Below are 17,576 nucleotides of genomic sequence, written 5' to 3' on the forward strand. Positions count from 1 at the left end.
AAAATGGAGGTGGCGATGGCTTCGAACGTCGACGCGTTTCCCGTGACGGTGCAAACCTCGGCCGAAGTGGGCGAACTGGTAAGAGCCGTCCGGCGGTCCCAGGGGTTGCTGCAAGCGGATCTGGCTGGCCTGTCCGGGACCGGCAATCGCTTCGTGGTGGACCTGGAGCGAGGCAAGCCGACGCTGCAGTTGCAGAAGGTCTTAGATGCGCTGGATCTGCTCGGGCTGGAGGTGCAGATCGCACCCAAGCGCGCGAGGCTGCCATGAGCAACGTAGACGCGCTCGATCTCTACCGGGATGGCCAGAAGGTCGGGCGCCTGTTCGACGAGCAGCCCCTACGCTTCGCGTATGACGACGCGTGGATCGCGCATCCGGACGCCCGTCCGATCTCGCCGTCGATACCGCTTGGGCAAGGTGATCAATCCACTGAAGCCGTCCACGCCTTCTTCGAAAACCTGCTGCCCGAAGGCCACGTGCGCAAGTTTCTACAGGCCAGCCGGCATGCGACGACAGTGTTCGGATTGCTGCGCAGCGTCGGCGGCGACACCGCGAGCGGTTTGACGATTTTGCCGCGGGGGGAAGTTCCTCAGCCCGCCCGGTATCGACCCGTGACTTGGCCGGAAATCGCGGCGCGTCTGCAGCAAACGGGCGTGCCGGCGCTGGTGGCCGAGAACGTTGAAGGCACGCGGATCTCGCTCGCGGGGGCGCAGGACAAGCTTCTGCTGACGGTCATGCCTGACGGTTCGCCCGCACTGCCGGAGGGTGCGGCCCCCTCCACTCACATCCTCAAGCCGGATATTCGCGGACTGGATGGGGTGTGGGCATCGGCCCTGAACGAGACGCTGGTCATGCAACTGGCGGCAGCACTTGGGTTGGGCGTTGCGCAAGCCGTTTATCAACCGGAAACGCGCGCGTGTCTGATTCAGCGTTACGACCGCATGCCGGACGGACTGGGCGGTTTACGGCGACTGCATCAGCTGGACCTGTGCCAGTTGGCGGGCAAGCCTTCGAACGTGAAGTACGAATCGGATGGCGGTCCGACGCTGTTGGATTGCCGCAAGTTGCTGGCGGCGACGGGTGCCGGTGGTCCGGACGTAAAGCGTTTTTTGCAGTGGATTCTGTTCAACCTGATGGTGGGCAACAACGACAGCCACGCAAAGAATCTCTCCGTGCTTCTGGATGGCGACGGGAAATACGTCCTTGCGCCGTTCTACGACTTGATGTGCACGGCAATTTACCCGGGGTTGAGCGCGCGGTTTGCATTTGCCATTGGCGGGGAAGACAAGCCGGGCGCCATTGGCAAGGATCAACTCGATGCCATGGCGAGCGATCTGGGATTTAACCCGCGCTATGTTGCCGCCGTGGCGCAATCGCTTGTCGGAGCATTGCCGGGCGCGCTGGCCCAGGTCAATGCCCGCTTGTGGGACGAAGCACGGTCGGGAACAGAACGGACGCTTCTGGAGCGGCTGACGCGATGGATCACGACCAACACGCGCAAGCACGCAAAGCGTTGGGGACTGCATACCTGACGGTGCGCCCAGGCGCCGGGGTCGGACATGCGCTGATTAATGACCTGAAGTCAAAAGTGTTTGCCCGCCAGACGCCTTTTTCTGCAAGGATCCGGCGGTCATACTGCACGCCTGTCTATCCGATGCGCCGGCCATTTCAGGCCGGGCGCGCCCCAGGAACGTCCTGCCGGCGCCGTCGAACCCAAGGAACTTGCATGAATCCCCAAGAAACCCAGCCGGTGAAGGCCGGCCCGCCGTTGTTGGCGCTTGCCGTCGGTGCGTTTGGCATCGGCGTGACCGAGTTTTCTCCCATGGGCCTGTTGCCCGTCATCGCCGAGGGGGTGAACGTGTCCATCCCCAGCGCGGGCATGCTGGTCAGCGCCTACGCCATCGGCGTCATGATCGGCGCGCCGTTGATGACGCTGGCGTTCTCGCGCTGGTCGCGGCGCAAGGCGCTGATCCTGCTGATGGCGATCTTCACCATCGGCAACATCCTGTCGGCGCTGTCGCCCAACTACACGACGCTGTTGCTGGCCCGCCTGGTGACCAGCCTGAACCACGGCGCGTTCTTTGGCCTGGGCTCGCTGGTGGCCGCCAGCGTGGTGCCGCGCCACAAGCAGGCCAGCGCGGTCGCGACGATGTTCATGGGGCTGACCATCGCCAACGTGGGCGGGGTGCCGGCCGCGACGTGGCTGGGGCAGACGATCGGCTGGCGGATGTCGTTCTTTGCGACGGCGGTTCTGGGCCTGATCGCAATGCTGTCGCTGTGGCTGGCGCTGCCTGCGGGTGAGGCCGGGCGTCGTCCCAACGTGCGTCATGAACTGGCGGTGCTGCGCAGCCCCGCCGTGTTGCTGGCCCTGCTGACGACGGTGCTGGGCGCGGGCGCGATGTTCACGCTGTACACATACATCGCGCCGACCCTGGCCGAGATCACGGGCGCGTCGCCGGCTTTCGTGACGGGCATGCTGGTGCTGATCGGTCTGGGCTTCACGCTGGGCAACGGCGTGGGCGGGCGCATGGCCGACCGCTCGCTCGATGGCACGCTGATTTTCTTCCTGGTGCTGGTGATTGCGGACCTGCTGGCGTTCCCGTGGCTGGCCTCCACGCCGGTCGGTGCGGCGATCGCGCTCTTGATCTTCGGCATTGCGACATTCGCGGTGGTGCCGCCGCTGCAAATGGGCGTGATGCGCGCCGCGACGGATGCGCCGGGGCTGGCCTCGTCGATGAACGTGGGCGCGTTCAACCTGGGCAACGCGGTGGGCGCGGCGGCCGGGGGCGCGGTGATCTCGGCGGGCATGGGCTACGCGGCGGTGCCGATTGCCGGCGCGCTGATTGCAACGGCCGGCCTGGCGCTGGTGCTGGTGCAGCGCGCCGGGAATGTGCGCCGGCGTAAGGTGGCGATGCAGGGCTGCTGAGGCTCGGCCCGCGGGCAGCGCGACGAAAAGCCCCGGCGGAAAGCTTTCCGCCGGGGCTTTTCACATGGATGGGCTTCAGAACTTGAAGACGTCTTCCAAGTCGACCGACTCTTCCACCGATTCCAGCTTCACGCTTTGTTCGATGTGCTCCAGGTGATGCAAGGTCAGTTCCTCGGCGCGCTGCGAATCGCGGGCCGCGATTGCCTCGGTGATGAGTTCATGTTCGTCGTCCCGGCAACTGGTGGCGGTGGGCAGGTTGTACAGAAAGATGACCAAGCACGTCAGCGTGGAGAGTTCGCGCATGGTGCGCGCCAGTTCCCCGTTCCCCGCCAGCTCGCTAAGCAGGATGTGGAATTCACCTGCCAGCCGGATGATGGCGCGCTTGTCGTCGCGTTTGCGGGCATCGTGCTCCAGCACGACGTGTTCGCGTAAGCGCGCCAGCTTTTCGGGCGTCAGATTTTGCGTCAGTCGCCGCACGACGGCCGGTTCGATCAGCCTGCGAGCCTCAAAGACATCGCGCGCCTTTTCGATGGACGGCTTGGCCACATAGGCGCCGCGTTGCGGGAATAGTTCAACGATCTGCTCGTGGGCGAGGCGCGCCAGCACCTCGCGGATGCGCGGGCGGCTGACTTCGAAGATTTCGGCCAGGCGCTCTTCGACCAGTTTGGTGCCGGGCTTGAGGCGGTTGTCCAGGATGGCGCGGTAGATGCGTTCGTAAATGCCGGTCACCGAGGTGTCGCGTTTGTCTGATGCCATGGGCTCGTTGTTGATTTGCGCGTTTGATGCCAGGGCGGGATCGCCGCCGTGGGTGATGAGCGGTTCTTCGCCGCTTGTAGACGTCGTGTTGGCCGCAGCCTGACTGGGTGACCGTGAAGATACCCGATCAGGCGCCGCCATTGTGGATTGACGCCAAATGATGTCAAAAATAATGTTAACAATTTACCCATGAAATGTATATTTCAGGGTAATCACTAGCGTAATCATTTTTGTATTCGGCCTAGAATCCGCTCACGACATGTCCATCCGGCCGCGCTTTTGCAGCCAGGAAAGGACGGATCAGACGGGCTGACGCATATGACGAAGCAGGGTTTTGATCTGGTGCTGCGCGACGCGGTGCTGGCAACTGCCGGCGATACCTGCCGCGCGGATCTGGCGATTTCCGACGGCCGTATCGTGCAAATCGGGCGCGGCCTGGCGCCCGGGCTATGTGAAATCGAAGTGGCGGGGCGCGTGGTGACGCCGGGGGGGATCGACGCGCATTGCCACCTGGATCAGCCCATGGCGCCACCGGTGAAGTTGGCAGACGATTTTTTCACCGGCACGCGCTCGGCCGCCTGCGGCGGCACGACCACCGTGATTCCGTTCGCGGCGCAGCGCAAGGGGGGCACGGTGCAGGCGGCCGTCGACGACTATCACCAGCGGGCTGAAGGCCGCGCGTGCGTGGACTATGCCTTCCACCTGATCCTGACGGACCCCACGCCCGCCGTGCTGAACGAGGAACTGCCGCGCCTGATCGAGGCCGGATACACCTCGTTCAAGCTGTACATGACCTACGACGCGCTCAAGCTGTCCGACGCTCAGATCCTTGATGTGCTGGATGTGGCGCGCATGCATGGCGGCATGGCGATGATCCATGCCGAAAACTCCGACTGCATCGCCTGGCTGACACGCCGCCTGGAGGCCGCGGGACGCACGGCGCCACGGTTTCATGCGGTGTCGCGGCCCACGCTGGTCGAGCGCGAGGGCGCCCACCGCGCGATTGCGCTATCCGAGCTTATCGACGTGCCGATCCTGCTGGTGCACATCTCGGGCGGCGAGGCGGTGCAGCAGATTCGCGAGGCGCGCGCCAAAGGACTGAACGTATACGCGGAGACCTGTCCGCAGTACCTCCTGCTGACAGCGCAAGATCTGGGCATGGACGATAGCTATTTAGGCGCGCGGTGCGTGTGCAGCCCGCCGCCGCGCGACGCGTCCAGCCAGGAAGAGATCTGGCAGGGGCTGGCGGATGGCCTGTTTACGGTGTTCTCGTCCGACCACTCGCCGTTCAATCTGACCGGCGAAGACGGCAAGATGCCCGGCGGCAAGGAGGTGGCTTTCCGCCATATCCCAAACGGCATCCCCGGCATCGAGACCCGCATGCCGCTGCTGTACTCGGAAGGCGTGCTGGGCGGGCGCATCAGCTTGAACCGCTTCGTGGAGCTGACCGCGACGCAGCCCGCGCGAGCCTATGGCCTGTATCCACGCAAGGGCACGCTGGCAATCGGCAGTGACGCCGACCTGGTGATCTGGGAAGAGCGTGATTTCACGCTCGGCAACGAACACCTGCACCACGCGGTGGACTACACCCCCTATGCCGGCATGCAGCTACGGGCGTGGCCCGCGCTGACGCTGCTGCGCGGTCAGGTCGTCTGGGACGGCTCGAATTTTGCAGGCGCGGCGGGTCAAGGAATGTTCTTGCCGCGCGAATTACCCAGCCTGGCGCCGCCTAGTGCGCGCAAGAACGCGCAACCGGCCTGGCGCTAGCAGCACCCGAATACCCGAAACTCATTTCCAAGGATATTGCGTTGAAAACTACCCTGATCAAGAACGCCGAGGTTGTGGTCGCCTGGGACGCGGCGCGTCAGCAGCATGTCTACATGAAGAACGCCGACGTGGCGTTCGCAAACGGGCGCATCACTCACGTCGGGCCGGGCGCGCAGGCGGCCTCGCCGGATGCGGACATTGTCAGCGGCAGCGGCATGATGGTCATGCCGGGGCTGGTGGACATCCACAGTCACCTGGTGCATGAACCCATCAACAAGGGGTACACGGACGAGACCGGCTCGGCGGGCCTGTACAACTCGAATCTGTACGAGTACATGCCCACGATGGAAGGCGATGACGAGGCTGCGCCCGCGCAGCTTACGCTGGCCGCGGCCGAACTGCTGATGTCCGGCGTGACGACCGTGGTGGACATGTCGGTGGCGCACGAGCACTGGATCGACATCATGGTGCAAAGCGGCCTGCGCGCCTACATCGCGCCCATGTTCCGATCGGCGCGCTGGTACACGAAGAATGGCCATGTCGTGGAGTACGACTGGAACGAGCAGGCGGGCGAGGCCGGCATGGAACGCGCGCTGGCGCTGATCGATAAAGCCGAGGCGCATGAATGCGGCCGGCTGACGGGCATGCTGGTGCCGGCGCAGATCGACACCTGCACGCCGGAACTGCTGAAGTCCAGCCACCAGGAGGCCAAGCGCCGCGGCATCGGCTGGCAGACGCACGCCGCGCAATCACTGCCGGAGTTCCACGAGATCACCCGGCGCCATGGCCTGACGCCCGTGCAATGGCTGCACAGCCTGGGCGTGCTGGATCCGGGCAGCATCGTCGGTCATGGCATCTTCGTCGATGACCACCCGAACACGCACTGGAACACCGCCACCGACCTCTCCATCCTGTCCGAAACGGGCGCCAGCGTGGCGCATTGCCCGACGGTGTTCATGCGCCGCGGCATGGCGCTGCGCGATTTCGGGCGATACCGCCGCGCAGGCATCAACCTGGGCATCGGCACGGATACGTATCCGCACAACATGATCGAGGAAATGCGCCACGTGGGCTATCTGGCCCGCTTGATGGCGCAGACGCCGCGTGCGGTTACCACGGGCGAAGTCTTCCACGCCGCGACTGTCGGGGGCGCTACGGCGTTGGGCCGCGAGGACCTGGGCCGCATCGCGGTGGGCGCGCGCGCCGACCTGGTGATGGTGGACATGACCCACCACCTGATGCGCCCGTCGCGTGATCCCGTGCGCAGTCTGGTCTATGCCGCCGCCGACCGCGCCGTGCACACGGTGTACATCGACGGCAAGCGGGTGGTGCATGAAGGCCAGGTGCATTCGCTGGACTACCGCAAGGCCGCCGAACAGGTGGACGAGGCACAGCGCCGCGCCGAGGCATTGGTGCCGTCGCGTGACCTTGTGGCGGGCCGCAGCGCCGAACAGATGTCGCCGCTGTCATTCGACATCGTCTGATCCGACAAATACTCGCCACCAGGGGCCGGCCACAGGCCCCGTTCATTCATAAAAACTTCAAGGGAACGACATGGCTTATCTGAACGCTGAAAGACTTGAAATCCGCTACGGTCTCGGCCGCCTGGGGGCTGCGCTGGCGTGCGCCGGCGCACTGGCCTGGGCGCCAGCGCACGCCGAGACGCTGACCGTGGTGATGGCCAGCAAGCTGACGGTGCTGGATCCGGTGCTGACGGCGTCGCACCAGACGCGCAATCACGCCTACATGATCTACGACACGCTGCTGGCGACGGACGCGGACAACAAGGTCCAGCCGCAGATGGCGGAAAAGTGGGAGATCTCGCCCGACGGAAAGACCTACACGTTCACGCTGCGCGACGGCCTGAAGTGGCACGACGGCACGCCGGTAAAGGCCGAAGACTGCGTGGCGTCCATCCAGCGCTGGGCCCAATCGGACAAGACCGGCCGCCAGCTCATGCCGCTGGTGGCGTCGATGGACGTGGTCGACGACAAGACCTTCAAGATCGTGCTGTCAGCGCCTGGGGACGTACTGTCGGCGCTGGGTAAGCCCAGCGGGCTGCCTAGCTTCATGATGCCCAAGCGCGTGGCGCAGACGCCGGTGGCGCAAGCCATCACGGATTACACAGGGTCCGGTCCCTTCAAGTTCGTGCAGAAGGAATTCCAGCCCGGCGTGAAAACGGTCTATGAAAAGAACACCGACTACGTGCCGCGCAAGGAAGCGCCCAGCTGGACGGCGGGCGGCAAGGTGGTCAACGTTGACCGCGTGGAATGGGTGGCGATGGCCGACCCAATGACGACGGTGAATGCCTTGCTGGGCGGCGAGGTCGATTACATCGAGACCGTGCCGTTCGACCTGGTGCCGATGGTGAAAAGCTCGCCCGACCTGACGCTGCGCATTCTGGACAAGATGGGCTACCAGCCCATGTACCGCTTCAATCAGCTCCATGCGCCGTTCGACAACAAGCTGGTGCGCCAGGCAGCCATGTATGCGGTGGGCCAGGACGACATCCTGAAGGCGCAGGTGGGCGATCCGGCCTTCTTCAAGACCTGCGGCGCGGTGTTCGGCTGCGATCTGCCGTATTCCAGCAATACGCGCGCCGACATGATCGTGCCGTCAAACATCGAGAAGGCCAAGGCGCTGCTGAAGGAGGCCAAGTATGACGGCGCGCCCGTGGTGATCCTGCACGCCACCGACATCGCGATGGCATCGGCCATCCCGGTGGTGATGGCGCAGCAGTTGCGCCAGGCGGGCTTCAACGTGCAATTGCAGGCGATGGACTTCATGACCATGCTGTCGCGCCGCGCCAATCGCGACGTGCCGGCCAAGGGCGGCTGGAGCATCTTTGTGACCACGTGGCATGTCAGCGAGATCATGGATCCGCTGCGTAACTACGGCGTGTCGGCCAATGGCGAGAAGGCGTGGTTTGGCTGGCCCACCGTGCCGCAGGTGGAAGCGCTGCGCGACAAGTTCCTGGTGGCGGGCACGGAGCCGGAACGCAAGCAGATCGCCGAACAGCTGCAAGACGTGATGCTGGACGAGGGCGTGGCGATCACGCTGGGGCAGATCGAAACGGCGGCGGCTTACAGCAAGAAGCTGTCGGGCGTGCTGGAATCGCCGGCGCCGGTGTTCTGGAACATCAAGAAAGCCGCCCAGTAAGCCATGTTCAGCTACATCCTCAGACGCATCCTGGCCACCGTCCCCGTTGTGTTGACGGTGGCGGTGCTGGTGTTCTGCCTGCTGCGGCTGACGCCCGGCGATCCGGCGCTGATCCTGGCGGGCGACGCGGCCACCGAAACGCAACTGGCGCAGATCCGCGAGCACATGGGGCTGGACCGGTCGCTCGCCACGCAGTTCATGCTGTGGGGCGGACAGGTACTGCAGGGCGACCTGGGCACGTCGCTGCATTCCGGCACGCCGGTGACGGCGATGATCGGCAGCCGCGTCGGGCCATCGCTGGCCCTGGCGTTGTCGACCATCCTGCTGTCCACGCTGATCGCGGTGCCGCTGGGCGTTTTCTCGGCCTGGCGGCGTGGCACCCGCGCGGACCGGACGGTGATGGCGTTTTCGGTGCTGGGATTCTCGGTGCCGATCTTTGTCACCGGCTACGCGCTGATCCTGCTGTTCGCCATGAAACTGGGCTGGCTGCCGGTGCAGGGCTACAAGTCGCCGTCGGCCGGCCTGGTGGCCTTCGGCATGCACCTCTTGCTGCCCACGATCGCGCTCAGCACCGGCTTTGTGGCGCTGATTGCGCGCATCGCCCGCAGTAGCGTTCTGGAGGTGATGGGTGAAGACTTCATCCGCACCGCCCGAGCCAAGGGCATTACCGAACGCGCCGTGATGATGGCGCACGCGCTGCGCAACGCGGCAGTGCCCATCATTACCGTGATCGGCGTCAGCATCGCCTTGCTGATCAGCGGCGTGGTCGTCACGGAATCGGTGTTCAACCTGCCCGGCCTGGGCCGGCTGGTGGTCGAGTCCGTGCTCGCCCGCGATTATCCGCTGATCCAGGGGCTGATCCTCCTGTTCTCGCTGGTCTACATCGGCGTGAACCTGACCATCGACGTCCTGTACTCGGTATTCGATCCGCGCATCCGTTACTGAAGGAATCCGCATGTCTACTTCCATACACTCGATCGCGGGTGGGGCGGGCCTCGTCCCTGCCGCCCGCAAGCCACCCAGGTCGGCGCTGGTTCGCACGCTGTCTACCTGGCCGGTCATGGCCGCGCTGGTCATGCTGGCGGTCATCGTGCTGGCTGCCGTCTTGGCCAATCTGCTGGGCCTGGCCGATCCGATGGCCATCAACCCCATGCAGCGACTGAAGGGATTTTCCGCCGAGCACTGGTTCGGCACCGACGCCTATGGCCGCGACGTGTTTTCACGCGTGGTCCACGGCGCGCGCATTTCGCTGCTGATCGGCGCGGGCACCGCCGTTGCGGCGCTGATTCCCGGCCTGTTATTGGGCGTGATCGCCGGATACTTCCGCGCGGCGGACATGGTCATCATGCGGATCATGGACGGCATCATGTCCGTGCCCAGCATCCTGCTGGCCATTGCGCTGGTCGCCGTCACCGGCGCCAGCCTGCTGACGGTGCTGATCGCGATTGCCGTGCCTGAGTTTCCGCGGGTGGTGCGCCTGGTGCGTGGGCTTATCTTGAGCCTGCGCGACGAGCCTTATGTCGAGGCGGCCATCTCGCTGGGCACGCCCACGCGTGTGTTGATGATGCGCCATCTGGTGCCCAACACGTTGGCGCCGCTGATTGTGCAGGGCACTTTCATTTTTGCGTCCGCCATGCTGTCGGAGGCGGTCATGAGCTTTCTGGGCGTGGGCATGCCGCCGGAGTTTCCGTCCTGGGGCAACGTCATCGCTGAAGGCCGCATGTACTTCCAGGTTCGTCCCGAGCTGATTCTGCTGCCGGGCCTGTTTTTGGCGTTGACGGTGCTCAGCGTGAACATGCTGGGCGACGCGATGCGCGATGCCCTGGATCCCAAGATGGCGCGGAGGGTCTGACATGAACGAATCCACAACGCCTGTCTTGCAGGTGCAGAACCTGTCGGTGCAGTTGGTGGGCACGCCCGGCGATGAACCCCGCCACGTGGTTGAGGGCATCAGCTTCGACATCCGCGCCGGCGAAACCTTGTGCGTGGTCGGCGAGTCCGGGTCGGGCAAGTCGGTCACTTCGTTTTCGGTGATGGGGCTGCTGGCGCCCGATGCGCTGCGCCCGAGCGCTGGCCGCATTCTGCTGGACGGCGAGGATGTGCTGGCCTGCACGGCGGAGCGGCTGCGCGAACTGCGCGCCACGCGTATGTCAATGGTCTTCCAGGAGCCCATGACCGCGCTGAATCCCGTGCGGACCGTGGGGTGGCAGATCGACGAGGTGCTGCGCACGCACAGCGACATGGATGCTGCCGCTCGCAAGCGCAAGATACTGGACATGCTGGAGTCGGTACGGTTGCCGGACGTCGAGCGCATCTACCAGTCGTACCCGCATCAGTTGTCGGGCGGGCAGCGCCAGCGCATTGTCATCTGCATGGCGCTGATTCTGAATCCCAAGTTGCTCATTGCGGACGAGCCGACGACCGCGTTGGATGTGACGACGCAAAAGCAGATCCTGGCGCTGATCCTGGAACTGCAGCAGTCGCACAACACGGCGGTGCTCTTCATCACGCACGACTTCGGCGTGGTGGCGGAAATCGCCGACCGCATCGCGGTGATGAATCGTGGGCGTCTGGTGGAAGTGGGCACGCGCGACGACATTCTGGCGCGCCCGAAAGAAGCGTATACCCGCATGCTGGTGTCGTCGGTGCCGGGCCTGGCGCCGCAGGCAAGGAAGGCGCCTGAAGGTGAGCCCGTGCTGGTCGTGAAGGACCTGCAGAAGACTTATGCCGAGCGCGGCTTCTTCAAGGCGAAGCGCACGGTGCACGCGGTGCGGGACGTGAGCTTCACGCTTCGCAAGAAGGAGATCGTCGGCGTTGTTGGCGAGTCGGGGTCAGGAAAATCCACGCTGGCGCGCTGCATTGCGCGGCTTATCGATCCGAGTGCTGGCAGCGTGCGGCTGGACGGTACGGAAATCGCCACCGCGACCAAGCGCGAGTTTCATCCGGTGCGCAAGCGCATTCAGGTAGTGTTCCAGGATCCGTACCGGTCGCTCAATGCGCGCATCCGGGTAGGCGATTCCATCGTCGAGGGAATGCGCAATTTTGGCGTGCCGGAAGACGAAGCGCGAACGCGTGCCATCGACCTGCTGGACATCGTCGGGTTGAGTGCGGAAACCATGGACCGCTACCCGCATCAATTCTCCGGCGGGCAACGCCAGCGCATCTGCATCGCGCGGGCCCTGGCCCTGCGGCCCGACATCCTGATCGCCGACGAAGCCGTGTCGGCGCTAGACGTTTCGGTGCAGGCGCAGGTGCTGGACCTGATTGAGGACATTCGCGCGCGCACCGATACGGCGGTGCTGTTCATCACCCATGACTTGCGCGTGGCGGCGCAGATCTGCGATTCGATTGTGGTGATGAAGTCGGGGCAGATTGTCGAGGCTGGGGATGCGGCTGCGGTGTTGACCCAGCCGAGGGACGGCTACACGCGCCAGTTGCTGGAGGCAGCGCCGGGCCGGCATTGGGATTTCAAGCGGTTCAGGCCGGCGCAGACGGTGGTGCAGTAACAAGGCGTGGCACACCGATGCGGCTACCGGGCGTGCGATGGGTCCAGCGGCTGTACCGCCAGCCGCAATCCCATTGCCTTCAGGATGGCCGTCAGGCTGCTGAGTGCTGGGTTGCCGCTTGGAGACAATGTGCGATATAGCTGCGTCGGATTCAGGCTTGCCTGCATGGCCACAGATTGAACGCCTCCGAAGGCCAACGTAAGCTGCCGTAACGCGATGAGCAGCTCGGCCTGGTCGCCGTCTTCCAGCACGCTGTTGATCAGGTCTGCGGCCAGACCTGGATCGTCGCGATATAGCGCTGCCATCGCTTCGTCATGGGGTCTGCTTCTCATGATCTTTGCTCCCAATCTTTCCGGTAATCCACGGCCCTATCGATATCCGATGCCTGTGTCTTTTTATCGCCGCCGCAAAGCAGCAATACGACGCGCTTGCCGTATAGGGCGTAATACACGCGATAGCCGGGACCGGCATCAATCCTCAATTCCCAGACGCCATCTCGGCAAAACCGGTGATCCCCAAAATTGCCTAATTCAATCCGTGAGATGCGCCGTATGACGGCAACTTTGATCTGATTGTCTCGCAGGCCCTTCAACCAATCGAGATAGGGGTTTGTGCGGCCATTCGCGGCCAAATAATGTTCGATTTCGTACATGTGGATATTCGTTTATAGACGAAATCGTGTCAAGCCGTGTAAAAGCCCGGTCGGCCGTCATGAATCGTTTCGTCGCCGACGGTGGCGCAGCGTTCGGAAGCCGATACTCCGGGAATGATCGAAGGGAAACAACCGCCAACGGTGACAGTTTTGGCACCATTGAGAACGACACGGCGTTCGGGAGCGGTCCAATGTCGAACGCCTCGGCGTAAGAACGACGCCGCATCGCACCCGGGGTTGACCCGGGGCCGCTTGGACCTGCGGTGTCGGACGCTTCGCAAATAAAAATGGGCGTCCCATTGGACGCCCACTTGGTCAGGACAAGCCAGGAAGGTGAATTCCCGGCATGCCGATCACGCCTCGATCCGCTCCACCTTCCCAACCAGCAAGATATACGACAGCGCGCCCAGCAACGCCAGCGACGAAACATACACGATCGCCGGCGCAAAGCTGTCCTTGGACACCAGCAAGCCAATCACGATGGGCGTGCAGATCGACGACAGGTTGCCGACGAAGTTGAATACGCCGCCGGTCAGGCCCAACAAGCGCACAGGCGCCAGTGTCGAGACCAGCGACCACGTGATCGACGCCAGGCCGTTGCCAAAGAACGCCACGGCCAGGAAGAAGATGACCCAGGGCGTGGAGTCGGTGAAGTTCGCGCCGATCATGGACGTGGAGATCAAGAGGCCCAGGATGATGGGCAGCTTGCGCGCCATGCCGACCGTTGCGCCGCGGCGGATCAGGAAGTCGGACAGGACGCCCGAGCACAGCACGCCGATGAAGGCGGCCAGAAAGGGCACCGACGCCAGGAAGCCGGACTTGATGAAGTCCATGCCGCGGTACTTGACCAGGTACGTGGGGAACCACGTCAGGAAGAACCACAGCGTGGAGGTCAGGCAGAACTGGCCGAGGTACACGCCCCACAGCTTGCGCTTGCTCATGACCAACCCCAGGTCGTTCCAGTTGAACGGGGCCTTCTTTTCGCGCACGCGCGTGTCCAGGTCGACGACGCCGCCGCCTTGCTGGATCAGTTCGATCTCGGCCGCGTTGGCGCCTTTGAACTGGCGCGGTTCGCGGTAGATCATGAACCACAGCACGCCCCAGATGATGCCCAGCAGGCCCGTGCTGACGAACACCATGTGCCAGCCGTAGTGGTGCTGCAGCCAGGCCAGCACCGGCGTCAGGAACGCCAGGCCGACGAACTGGCCGGACGTGTAGAAGCCGATGGCGGTGGCGCGTTCGCGTTCGGGGAACCAGGTGGTGACGACGCGGTTGTTGATGGGGTAGGCCGGGGCCTCCAGCGCGCCTACGGCCAGGCGCAGGACGAACAGGATGACGAAGCTGCCGGCAAAGCCCATGAAGAACGTGGCCGCGGACCACAGGATCAGCGCGGCGGCGTACAGCACGCGGGGGGACACGCGGTCCACCAGCCAGCCGCCGGGGATCTGCATGGCGGCGTAGGTCCAGCCGAAGGCCGACAGGATCAGGCCTTCATGCCAGGTGTCCAGGCCGAACTCGTCCTTGAGGGCGGGTGCGGCGATGGACAGGTTGCTGCGGTCCAGGTAGTTGATGACGACGGTGATGAACAGCATCACCATGATGATGTAGCGGCTGCGGGTCGGGCGCTGGGCGCTCTGCAGGCCGGTGTGGGCGGCGGTGGACAATGGTGTCTCCTCTCTCTTTTATCGGCTTACCATTCGGCGAAGCTGCCGTCGGCGTGACGCCAGATGGGGTTGCGCCAGCGGTGACCCACTGCCGCGCGTTCCTTGACGTAATCCTCGTTCACGTCGATGCCCAGGCCGGGACCTTGCGGGATCGCGACCATGCCGTCCTCGTAGGCAAAGACCTCGCGGTTGCTGACGTAGTCGAGCAGGTCGTTGGCGGCGTTGTAGTGAATGCCCAGGCTCTGTTCCTGGATGAACGCGTTGTAGCAGCCGGCGTCGATCTGCAGGCAGGTGGCCAGCGCGATGGGGCCGAGCGGGCAATGCAGCGCCAGCGCGACGTCGTAGGCTTCGGCCATCGCGGCGATCTTGCGGGTCTCGGTGATGCCGCCGGCGTGCGACGGGTCGGGCTGGATGATGTCGACGTAGCCTTCGGACAGCACGCGCTTGAAGTCCCAGCGCGAGAACAGGCGCTCGCCCAGCGCGATGGGCGTGGACGTCAGCGGCGCCAGTTCCTTCAGCGCTTCGTAGTGTTCGCTCAGCACGGGCTCTTCGATGAACATGAGCTTGAACGGATCAAGTTCCTTCATCAGCACCTTGGCCATGGGCTTGTGGACGCGGCCATGGAAGTCCACGCCGATGCCCACGTTCGGGCCGACGGCGTCGCGCACGGCGGCAACGTTCTCCAGGCACTTTTCGACCTTGTCGAACGAGTCGATGTACTGCAGTTCTTCGGTGCCGTTCATCTTGACGGCGGTGAAGCCGCGCTCGACGGCGCTCTTGGCGGCCGCGGCGGTATCGGCGGGACGGTCGCCGCCGATCCACGAGTACACGCGGATGCGGTCGCGCACGTTGCCGCCCAGGAGCTGCGAGACGGGTACGCCAAGGTGCTTGCCCTTGATGTCCCACAGCGCCTGGTCGATGCCGGCCAGCGCGCTCATGTGAATGGCGCCGCCGCGGTAGAAGCCGCCGCGGTACAGGACCGTCCAGTGGTCTTCAATGTTGCGGGGATCCTTGCCGATCAGGTAGTCCGACAGTTCCTCGACGGCGGCCGCAACCGAATGCGCGCGGCCTTCGACGACGGGTTCACCCCAGCCGACGATGCCTTCGTCCGTCTCGATCTTCAGGAAGCACCACCGGGGCGGCACGATGTAGGTGGTGAGCTTGGTGATCTTCATGCTTGTGTCTCCTGGGCAGGATAGGCGCGTTGCCAGGCCGCGACGAAAGCGCGCGCGTTCTGGCCGGTTGCTTCGGCCGACAGGCCGGGTTTGTACAAGGCGGAGCCCAGGCCGAAGCCGCTGGCGCCCGCCTGGGCGTAATTGGAAAGGTTGTCGGGCGTGATGCCGCCCACGGGAACCAGCGCGATCGGCGGGCGCATGACGGCGCGCCAGGCCTTGAGCACGGCGGGGCCCAGCTGCTCGGCCGGGAACATCTTCAGCACGTCGGCGCCGGCGGCCAGCGCCGCGAAGGCTTCGGTGGGCGTGGCGACGCCGGGGCAGGACGCCATGCCCAGTTTCTTGGCCTGACGGATCACCGCCGGGTCGCTGTGGGGCATGACGATGAGTTCGCCGCCCGCCTGCTGGATGCGTGCGCAGTCGTCGGGATTGAGAACGGTGCCGGCGCCGATGAGGCAGTCGGTGGGCAGCGCGGCGCGCATGGCGCGGATGCTGTCCAGCGGATCCGGCGAATTGAGCGGCACTTCGATCAGGCGGAAACCTGCGTCGTACAGCGCCTGCCCGACGGGCTCGGCTTCGGCGGGCGTGATGCCGCGCAGGATGGCGATCAGGCCGCAGTGGGCCATGGCGGTTTGGAGACCGGGATGGTTCATCGAAGGTTCCTAGGCGGGGATCGGGGTGGAGGGGATGACGAGGCCGGCGCAGATTGCCAGGTGCCACAGCCCGCGTTCGGTCGCGTTCTGCGCCTGTTCGGGCACGCCCAGGCCGTAGTGCTGCATGGCCAGGGTGTAGCGCTTGCACAGCGCCGGGTCGCCGCACAGCACGATGCGGGGCAATTCGCCCTGCTGGCGCAACATCTCGGCCAGCGCGGCGACTTCATGGCCGATAAGGAGGCCCGACAGATAGTCCGCCTGCGATTCGGGCGCCAGTTCGCCGGTCAGGCCCAGCGCGCGCGTGCTGAAGATGGTGGACATGACGCCCGCGCGGCCCGCTGGCGCGCCGGCGATCTTGACGCCGCGCTCGAAGGCACCCAGGTCAGGGGTGGCGGCGTCCGCCATCGTGCGGCCCAGAATGGTGTGGCCGCGCAGCGCCGCGTAGACCTCGCCGGTCATGAACGTGTCGAAGTGAGTGACGCGGCCGCGGCGCGCGTTGACCCACTTGGAGTGCGTGCCGGGCAGTCCGATGAGCACGCTGTCGGCGTTGACGTTGGCTTCTTCCGCCATCACGCCGAACACCTGGGTTTCTTCCCCGCGCATCACGTTGGGCAGGCCGTGGCGCTGGATGAGGCCGGGCACGATGTGGACCGGCGTGCCGCCCGCGCGGTCCACCACGGTCAACAGTGTGCCGATGCGTTCCAGGTCGACGGGCACGTCCAGGTAGGCGGCTTCCTTCCAACCCTGCGCGCTGCCGACCATGCCGCAGGCGATGACGGGCAGGGTGGGCTCGGCGCGCAGCCAGTCGCCGCAAGCCTGTTCAAACGCCAGCTCGAAGCCGGACAGCGTGGTGGTGGCGGCGCCGTCCTGCAGCGGTTGCGGCAGGCGCATGATGCCCCAGGGCAGATGGCGCGTATCGAGCGTGCGGCCCGTGGCATCCAGGCGGTAGGCGCGCAGCGAAGAGGTTCCCCAATCCAGCGCGATAAGAGCCGCACGGGCGGGCGATCCGGTATTCATCAGAGTCTGTCTCGTCTCTGGCCGCGCATCGGGCGCCGTCGCAGCGCCGTTGGGGGGGCGCGGGACCGGGCGAGGGGGCGCGGACCTTGTTGTCTGAAATCTGCCGTGCGCGCGCGGGAGACGCGCAGCACACGAATGGCAAAAATTCTAGTCCAGCGCTTGAAAAATCTCAAAATATAGAATTAAATCCCACATACAGGGAATTTGAAGTGATTTTGAAGTGGTCTTTGAATGGGCACTCGACATGACTTGCTCGCCCGCGAAGCGCCGTGGATTCCCGCTTTGCTCTCATATCCGTGCCGCGGCG

At 64.7% G+C, this 17,576-nt stretch carries 16 protein-coding genes; 9 read left to right on the plus strand and 7 right to left on the minus strand.

The features are described from left to right. Positions 1–15 precede the first annotated feature (15 nt). From FBY20_RS13960 to FBY20_RS13970, 3 genes are all read left to right on the plus strand, one after another. On the plus strand, positions 16–267 hold the full coding sequence (locus FBY20_RS13960) for a helix-turn-helix domain-containing protein (protein ID WP_056324848.1): 252 nt from the start codon (positions 16–18) through the stop codon (positions 265–267). Then, entirely contained in the window at positions 264–1,529 is a 1,266-nt protein-coding gene (locus FBY20_RS13965) for a type II toxin-antitoxin system HipA family toxin (protein WP_142052834.1), read from the plus strand. Before FBY20_RS13960 ends, FBY20_RS13965 begins: the two co-directional genes overlap by 4 nt. Before the next feature lie 194 nt (positions 1,530–1,723). After that, positions 1,724–2,923: an MFS transporter gene (locus FBY20_RS13970; RefSeq protein WP_142052837.1), complete on the plus strand. Its 1,200-nt coding sequence runs from the start codon at positions 1,724–1,726 to the stop codon at positions 2,921–2,923. A 75-nt stretch (positions 2,924–2,998) separates the two neighbouring features. Here FBY20_RS13970 and FBY20_RS13975 read toward each other — a convergent pair whose 3' ends face one another. Next, positions 2,999–3,679 (minus strand): GntR family transcriptional regulator, encoded by a 681-nt coding sequence (locus FBY20_RS13975; protein WP_172802177.1) that lies wholly within the window; start codon positions 3,677–3,679, stop codon positions 2,999–3,001. Between the two features lie 318 nt (positions 3,680–3,997). On the opposite strand from FBY20_RS13975, the gene hydA reads away from it, so the two are divergent. From hydA to FBY20_RS14005, 6 genes are all read left to right on the plus strand, one after another. After that, on the plus strand, positions 3,998–5,446 hold the full coding sequence (gene hydA, locus FBY20_RS13980; protein ID WP_142052840.1) for a dihydropyrimidinase: 1,449 nt from the start codon (positions 3,998–4,000) through the stop codon (positions 5,444–5,446). Positions 5,447–5,487: 41 nt separating this feature from the next. Continuing rightward, positions 5,488–6,930, plus strand: a complete 1,443-nt coding sequence (locus FBY20_RS13985) for an amidohydrolase family protein (protein WP_142052842.1) — start codon at positions 5,488–5,490, stop codon at positions 6,928–6,930. Positions 6,931–7,000: 70 nt separating this feature from the next. Continuing rightward, positions 7,001–8,605 (plus strand): ABC transporter substrate-binding protein, encoded by a 1,605-nt coding sequence (locus FBY20_RS13990; protein WP_142052847.1) that lies wholly within the window; start codon positions 7,001–7,003, stop codon positions 8,603–8,605. 3 nt (positions 8,606–8,608) lie between these two features. After that, entirely contained in the window at positions 8,609–9,550 is a 942-nt protein-coding gene (locus FBY20_RS13995; protein ID WP_142052850.1) for an ABC transporter permease, read from the plus strand. A gap of 10 nt (positions 9,551–9,560) precedes the next feature. After that, complete coding sequence (locus tag FBY20_RS14000; protein WP_142052853.1) at positions 9,561–10,457, plus strand: ABC transporter permease; 897 nt, start codon at positions 9,561–9,563, stop codon at positions 10,455–10,457. A 1-nt stretch (position 10,458) separates the two neighbouring features. Further along, positions 10,459–12,111, plus strand: a complete 1,653-nt coding sequence (locus FBY20_RS14005) for an ABC transporter ATP-binding protein (RefSeq protein WP_142052856.1) — start codon at positions 10,459–10,461, stop codon at positions 12,109–12,111. Between the two features lie 23 nt (positions 12,112–12,134). Here the strand turns inward: FBY20_RS14005 and FBY20_RS14010 are convergent, their stop codons facing one another. The 6 genes from FBY20_RS14010 to FBY20_RS14035 form a co-directional block, all read right to left on the minus strand. After that, on the minus strand, positions 12,135–12,443 hold the full coding sequence (locus FBY20_RS14010) for a DNA-binding protein (protein ID WP_142052859.1): 309 nt from the start codon (positions 12,441–12,443) through the stop codon (positions 12,135–12,137). Further along, positions 12,440–12,763, minus strand: a complete 324-nt coding sequence (locus FBY20_RS14015) for a type II toxin-antitoxin system RelE/ParE family toxin (RefSeq protein ID WP_174245412.1) — start codon at positions 12,761–12,763, stop codon at positions 12,440–12,442. The genes FBY20_RS14010 and FBY20_RS14015 overlap by 4 nt, the downstream gene beginning before the upstream one ends. A 353-nt stretch (positions 12,764–13,116) precedes the next feature. After that, positions 13,117–14,427 (minus strand): MFS transporter, encoded by a 1,311-nt coding sequence (locus FBY20_RS14020; protein ID WP_056324855.1) that lies wholly within the window; start codon positions 14,425–14,427, stop codon positions 13,117–13,119. 26 nt (positions 14,428–14,453) lie between these two features. After that, complete coding sequence (dgoD, locus tag FBY20_RS14025) at positions 14,454–15,602, minus strand: galactonate dehydratase (RefSeq protein WP_142052865.1); 1,149 nt, start codon at positions 15,600–15,602, stop codon at positions 14,454–14,456. Next, on the minus strand, positions 15,599–16,252 hold the full coding sequence (locus FBY20_RS14030; RefSeq protein ID WP_056324859.1) for a 2-dehydro-3-deoxy-6-phosphogalactonate aldolase: 654 nt from the start codon (positions 16,250–16,252) through the stop codon (positions 15,599–15,601). The genes dgoD and FBY20_RS14030 overlap by 4 nt, the downstream gene beginning before the upstream one ends. A 9-nt stretch (positions 16,253–16,261) precedes the next feature. Next, positions 16,262–17,269 (minus strand): 2-dehydro-3-deoxygalactonokinase, encoded by a 1,008-nt coding sequence (locus FBY20_RS14035; RefSeq protein ID WP_056324861.1) that lies wholly within the window; start codon positions 17,267–17,269, stop codon positions 16,262–16,264. Between the last annotated feature and the right edge of the window lie 307 nt (positions 17,270–17,576).

Origin of the sequence: Achromobacter sp. SLBN-14 (assembly GCF_006715415.1) — a bacterium.
Taxonomy (GTDB): Bacteria; Pseudomonadota; Gammaproteobacteria; order Burkholderiales; family Burkholderiaceae_B; genus Achromobacter; species Achromobacter mucicolens.